At 38.3% G+C, this 1,875-nt stretch carries 3 protein-coding genes and 1 pseudogene; all 4 read left to right on the top strand.

What is annotated here, in order from left to right; translation table 11 throughout:
* Window positions 1-129 precede the first annotated feature (129 nt).
* The 4 genes and pseudogenes from ACESZH_RS23805 to tnpA all read left to right on the top strand — a co-directional run bounded on the left by ACESZH_RS23805 (window position 130) and on the right by tnpA (window position 1,673).
* Window positions 130-567, top strand: coding sequence for a hypothetical protein (locus ACESZH_RS23805; RefSeq protein ID WP_373219569.1), 438 nt, complete (start codon window positions 130-132; stop codon window positions 565-567).
* A gap of 5 nt (window positions 568-572) precedes the next feature.
* Window positions 573-761, top strand: a complete 189-nt coding sequence (locus tag ACESZH_RS23810; protein WP_373219570.1) for a hypothetical protein — start codon at window positions 573-575, stop codon at window positions 759-761.
* Window positions 762-862: 101 nt separating this feature from the next.
* Window positions 863-1,009, top strand: a pseudogene (locus tag ACESZH_RS23815) (winged helix-turn-helix domain-containing protein); the annotation flags it as partial.
* A 208-nt stretch (window positions 1,010-1,217) separates the two neighbouring features.
* Window positions 1,218-1,673: an IS200/IS605 family transposase gene (tnpA, locus tag ACESZH_RS23820; protein WP_373219572.1), complete on the top strand. Its 456-nt coding sequence runs from the start codon at window positions 1,218-1,220 to the stop codon at window positions 1,671-1,673.
* Window positions 1,674-1,875: the final 202 nt, after the last annotated feature.

Here is a 1,875-nt window from a genome sequence, read left to right on the forward strand (position 1 = left end):
ATAGAGTAAAACGCTTGCATCTATCATTTTGGTGCAAGCGTGATTCATGGGTAGCGTAGCAATATTTTGCGCTTACAGAAATATGGCTATGGGAGCTAATTTAGAGAAAATTATGGGAGGGAATATTGCATGGGAAAAATATTTATTATACTTATGATTTGTTATATGGGTATTTTCCATATCTCCAGTGTTTCGCAAGTGCATTCTAATGAAACATCAAATAAAAGTGTTATAAGTGAATTTGAATCACTGCCTTTTCAGGTGGTAGTGGATAAAACCTCTTTGGAAACCGGGCAATTTGAAAAAGTGACCTGTTATGTTGTATCGGCAGTTGATGATTTTAGTTATAGTGTTTTCGCAGAAAACGGTAAAATTAGCAACAAATATTCATCATCTTTTGATTATTCTAGGCCGAGGGAAGAATTTACAGACACAATCAACATCGAGTGTACAGATAGAACGACAGGACGGGAATACTCTTTCTCTATTACGTTGTTTTTTTTAGATCATACATCAGTAAATGTATTAGATGATTGGTATATAAATGATTATGGAGAGGATGGATAACTTAAATGAAAAAGAAAGTATGTATAGTAGTTTTAGTTTTAGCGATTAGTGGCTTTTTAACGAGCATTAGCTATTTGACGCAAGGTATTTCTGCGAGAGGAATTGGTGGAGTAAACTATGGGAGAGTTATATTCCCACTGTTAGTTGGTGGAATTGCTGTTTATTTTTTGAAAAAGGACAAGAAAAACTCTTGATTCAAAAAGGTACTTATACGTCAGAGCCACCGCATACATCATAAAGCTGATCAGAAAAAATGCGGTGCTTGGGGAGATGATCGTCACCCTGGGTTCTACCTAAAGAGCAGATCTACGAAGCGGTCTGGAAAGCGGACTCGGAGCATTGTGGGGCGGCGGTGGCGAATGTGGTGTATTCCCTCAGACGTAAGATCGGGGACGCGTACATTGAAACGGTGGTTGGGAGCGGGTATCGGTTTGTAGTGTAAAAGAACATCCCAGGGGAGCAATGTAAGCTGCTACCCTGGGATATTTTTATTACGGCTTTAGCCTGTTCAAAACATCTACGCATCGTGTAGGTGTTTTGAACTATAATCCACCTGCTTTGCGGGTGGTGGCCATCGTTATACGCAAAAATCACCTTTCCGCGTTATAATAGAGGTGTCCAGCCACTATTAAGAAAGGAAAGGTGATTTTATGGCAAAGAAAACCAATGATTTATCACACACAAAATGGATGTGTAAATATCACATTGTTTTCACTCCAAAGTATAGACGAAAAATAATTTATAATCAATACAAAGCTGATATTAGGGATATTATAAAACAGTTGTGCTCTTACAAAGGGGTGGAAATTATTGAAGGGCATCTTATGCCCGATCATATCCATATGTTAGTTAGTATACCGCCAAAATACAGTGTTTCCAGCTTTATGGGATATTTAAAGGGGAAGTCCGCACTTATGATATTTGATAGGCACGCAAATTTAAAGTATAAATTTGGAAATAGGCATTTTTGGAGTGAAGGATATTATGTAAGTACAGTAGGGGTAAATGACGCCACAGTACGTAAATACATCCAAGAACAGGAAAGATATGATATTATGCAGGATAAGCTTAGTGTAAAAGAATATGAAGACCCTTTTAAGGGTTAAGGCGAAGTAATACAAATGCCCTTTTAAGGGCGGCGACGAGTCAAAAGCAGAGTGGCTGGAGCAAAGCGAAAGCCAGCGCCTTGAGACGCTGGCCTAGCATTAAAGGCTTATAGCCGTCCGTCGAGCCGGTAGTGTAAAATAGTTTGTGTTTCTGGTAAAAAATAACTCTTTTTTGGTAAGAATTCAGATATGACAATTCTTA

The organism is Ruminococcus sp. 5_1_39BFAA (assembly GCF_964240875.1).
Lineage (GTDB): Bacteria > Bacillota > Clostridia > Lachnospirales > Lachnospiraceae > Blautia_A.